This is a genomic window from Paracoccus fontiphilus, from assembly GCF_017356265.1.
GTDB classification, from domain to species: domain Bacteria; phylum Pseudomonadota; class Alphaproteobacteria; order Rhodobacterales; family Rhodobacteraceae; genus Paracoccus; species Paracoccus fontiphilus.
The window spans coordinates 1-3579 of sequence record NZ_JAFNAW010000132.1; the positions used below are offsets into that span (position 1 = coordinate 1).

The 3579-nt window shown below is 66.9% G+C and carries 5 protein-coding genes; 2 read left to right on the top strand and 3 right to left on the bottom strand.

The genetic code is table 11. The features are described from left to right. On the bottom strand, positions 1-761 hold a 761-nt coding region (locus tag J0F76_RS20175), incomplete at its 3' end, for an AAA family ATPase (protein WP_207472216.1). A gap of 141 nt (positions 762-902) precedes the next feature. On the opposite strand from J0F76_RS20175, the gene J0F76_RS20180 reads away from it, so the two are divergent. Both J0F76_RS20180 and J0F76_RS20185 read left to right on the top strand, forming a co-directional pair. Beyond that, positions 903-1283 carry a CidA/LrgA family protein gene (locus J0F76_RS20180; protein ID WP_207472218.1) on the top strand — a complete coding sequence of 127 codons (381 nt, stop codon included), beginning with the start codon at positions 903-905 and terminating at the stop codon, positions 1281-1283. Then, complete coding sequence (locus J0F76_RS20185; RefSeq protein ID WP_207472219.1) at positions 1276-1995, top strand: LrgB family protein; 720 nt, start codon at positions 1276-1278, stop codon at positions 1993-1995. Before J0F76_RS20180 ends, J0F76_RS20185 begins: the two co-directional genes overlap by 8 nt. Positions 1996-2158: 163 nt before the next feature. Here the strand turns inward: J0F76_RS20185 and J0F76_RS20190 are convergent, their stop codons facing one another. Both J0F76_RS20190 and J0F76_RS20195 read right to left on the bottom strand, forming a co-directional pair. Beyond that, positions 2159-2539: a uracil-DNA glycosylase family protein gene (locus J0F76_RS20190; protein WP_207472221.1), complete on the bottom strand. Its 381-nt coding sequence runs from the start codon at positions 2537-2539 to the stop codon at positions 2159-2161. A 261-nt stretch (positions 2540-2800) separates the two neighbouring features. After that, on the bottom strand, positions 2801-3579 hold a 779-nt coding region (locus tag J0F76_RS20195; RefSeq protein ID WP_207472223.1), incomplete at its 5' end, for an IS110 family RNA-guided transposase.

A 3579-nucleotide genomic window follows, 5' to 3' on the forward strand; every position in this document is an offset into this window, starting at 1 on the left:
GCCCTGGTCAGGGCCTCGGCGGCGGCCAGCCGCGCGGCCTCGGCCTCGGACCAGCGGCGATACAGCAGCGCACCCTCGGCCAGCCGCAGCGCTGCGCCGATCTCGCGATAGCGCGCGGCGGTCCGTGCCTGCCGCGCAAGGCTGGCGGCCTGGGTGGACAACTGGTCCAGCGTGTCCTCGACCCGCGTCAGGTTCGCCTCGGCCCCGTTCAGCTTCAGCTCGGCCTCGTGGCGGCGCTGGTAAAGGCCGCTGATCCCCGCCGCTTCCTCCAGGATGCGGCGGCGCGAACGCGGCTTGGCGCTGATCAACTCGCTGATCTGCCCCTGCCGCACCAGCGCCGGGCTGTGCGCCCCGGTCGAGGCATCCGCGAACAGCATCTGCACGTCCCGCGCCCGCACGTCCTTGCCGTTGATCTTGTAGGCGGACCCGGCGTCCCGCGTGATCCGGCGCACGATGTCGAAGCTGTCCTCGTCGTTGAAGCCCGCGGGCGCCAGCCGGTCGCGGTTGTCCACGGTCAGCACGACCTCGGCATGGGCGCGGGCCGACCGGCGCGCGGTGCCCGCGAAGATCACGTCCTCCATCCCCTCGCCGCGCATGGCGGTGGGGCGGTTCTCGCCCATGACCCAGCGCAGCGCTTCCAGCAGGTTCGACTTGCCGCAGCCGTTCGGGCCGACCACGCCGGTCAGCCCCTCGCGGATGACCACGTCGGTCGGGTCCACGAAGCTCTTGAAGCCGTTCAGTCGCAGTCGGTCGAAGCGCACGCAGGGTTCCTTTTCGTTCCGCTGCGGATTGTCGCATCGCGGGGGTCCAAGTCAACCTTTGCGCGCTATATCTGGAGTTCCGCAAGACAGTTTACACAAGATGCACATGGCGGGTGGGCCGATTTCCGCTACCATCGGCCCATGATCATCGCCCTGTCCCTGATTCTGGCCTTCCAGCTTGTCGGAGAGATCCTGTCCCGCACATTGGACCTGCCCCTGCCCGGCCCGGTCATGGGCCTGTGCCTGCTGGTGGCAGGCTGCACCCTGCGCCCGGCCCTGGCGGATCGCCTGAGGCCCACGGCGCAGGGGCTGCTGGCGCATCTGTCGCTGTTCTTCGTGCCCGCCGGCGTGGGGGTGGTGGCGCATCTGCCGGTGCTGCGGCAGCATGGGCTGGGGCTGGCGCTGGCGATCATGGGGTCCACGGTGCTGGCCATCGCGGCGGGGGCGCTGGCGTTCCAGGCCGTGGCCCGCTGGACCGGATCGGTCGATCCCTCGGCCGTGAAGGAGGATGGGGGTGACTGATCCCGCGCTGATCTGGTCCTATCTGGCGCAAGGCCCGCTGCTGTGGCTGACGGCGACCTTGGCGGCCTATGTCATCGGCGACGCGGCTTTCCGCGCGGCGGGGCGACAAAGCTGGGCCAACCCGGTACTGATCGCGGTGATCCAGCTGGCGGTGCTGCTGGGCGCGACCGGCACCGATTACGCCACCTATTTCGAGGGCGCGCAGTTCGTCCATTTCATGCTGGGCCCCGCGACGGTCTGCCTGGCGCTGCCCCTTTACGACAACCTGCCCCGCGTCCGCCGCGCCGCCTGGCCGATGCTGGCGGGGCTGTGCGTGGGGTCGGGCGTGGCGGTGGTCTCGGCCCTGGGGATCGCGCGGGCCTTCGGGATCGGGGGCCCGGTCTTGGCCTCGCTCGCGCCCAAGTCCACGACCGCCCCCGTCGCCATCGGCATCGCCGAGCGGATCGGCGGCCAGCCGACCCTCACCGCCGCCCTTGTTCTGCTGACGGGCATCTTCGGGGCAGTGGTGGTGACGCCACTGCTGAACGCGCTGCGGGTCCGGGACTGGCGCGCGCGGGGCTTTGCCGTGGGGGTGGCGGCGCACGGGATCGGGACCGCGCGGGCGTTCCAGGTGAACCAGACGGCGGGGGCGTTCTCGGGCATCGGGATGGGGCTGAACGCGGTTCTGACGGCGGTGATCGCGCCGGTGGTGGTGGGGTGGCTTGGGGGATGAGGCGTTCGCGCAACGGGTGCGGGCGTTGCCTGGGGGAGCAGGTGTGGGGTGTAGGGCAGAATGGCCATGAGATGTTGGGTTTCAGGGGGTGCAGCGCGGGTGCACAGGTCGTACACAGGCGGTGCACCGGTTGCGCAGACAGGCTTTTAAACGGACAGTCTTATCACCCATCCCCTTCTGCATGAAACTGCTTGAGTTCGGCACAGGCGGATTCATATTCCGCAAGCGCAGCTTCATACTGCGCCTGCGCCATCCGAACGCGCTCCAATAGGAACTGCTCACGCGTCGCATTCACAGAGAGCTTCGTTTCGACAAACAGGTTACTGTCTGCGGTATAGGTGAATTTTGTGTTGCAGGCTTGATAAGCCTGCCGCCACTGATCAGGTATCCGGTCCCAAAGCGTGCGCTTGGTGCCGCGAACTTGTGCAGATGGATGCGCCGACTCGAAAACCTGCACCCCGGCAGCTTCGACAGTTCCCCGTACCTTCTTGGCATTGTTTCCGACCAGCACGATCGATCTCAGACGTGGAAGCTTCTGCAACATGTGTAACCGCCCCAAGCGCAAGAGGGGTTTTGAAGCTGATCCTGGCGCGTTGTCGGGTGCTGACATGTGTCCGACCTCATGATGCGGCCTTTCAGATGCCGCAGGGCCCGTATGGTGTTCGCGGATCAGGCTCCAAGTCAACGCCGCGTGCTCGGTGGCACTTTGTTGCAGGCTGGTTTCTCTGATCCCGTCTCACGACCGTTGCGCCAAACGTCTCCTTGCCCTCTTTACGCTCCGACGTCCTCGCGACTGATGCTCGGCTTACGCCGTCGCAGCCGGAGCTCGATAGTCCTGGCCCTTCACCATCAGGGCCCAGACAATATGTGCCATCTTGTTCGCCAGTGCCACACGCACCAGCATTTGTGGCTTGCGCGACAGCATCCCCGCCAGCCAGGTGCCCGGCCGCGCCGCGGCATGGACGTGGCGCTTGATGATGACGCTGTTGGCGCCAAGGATCAGCAGGCGCCTGAGGGATCGTTCGCCCATTCTGGTCGTCGCTCCGAGACGTTGCTTGCCGCCGGTCGAATGCTGCCGGGGCACAAGACCAAGCCAGGCGGCAAAGTCGCGTGCCTTCCGGAACGTCTCGGGTGGCGGAGCCAGAACCGCGATGGCCGTAGCGATCAGCGGGCCGATGCCGGGCACCGTCATCAAACGGCGAGCCACCTTATTCTCCTTGGCGCGATGGGCGATCTCCGCATCGAGCTTGGCGATCTCTGCCTCCAGGTGCGTGAGCGCTGTGATCAAAGCCTTCAGCGTGGGGATGGCATCGGCAGGTAGAGCGCCATCCGGATCTTCCACGATCGCGATCAGCCGCGTGGCATTGGATGCCCCTTGCGGCACGATCTGCCCGAACTCGGTCAGGTGGCCGCGCAGCGCATTGATCGCTTGCGTGCGCTGCCGGATCAGCAGCTCGCGCACGCGGAAGACCATTGCCGCGCCCTGGGTTTCTTCGCTCTTCACCGGAACAAAGCGCATGGTGGGTCGCATTGCCGCCTCGCAAATGGCCTCGGCGTCCGCCATGTCGTTCTTCTGGCGCTTCA

Excerpts from the sequence above, each read along its gene's own strand:
- J0F76_RS20180 (WP_207472218.1), top strand. The coding sequence starts at position 903 with ATGATCATCGCCCTGTCCCTGATTCTGGCCTTCCAGCTTGTCGGAGAG.
- J0F76_RS20190 (WP_207472221.1), bottom strand. The coding sequence starts at position 2,539 with ATGTTGCAGAAGCTTCCACGTCTGAGATCGATCGTGCTGGTCGGAAAC.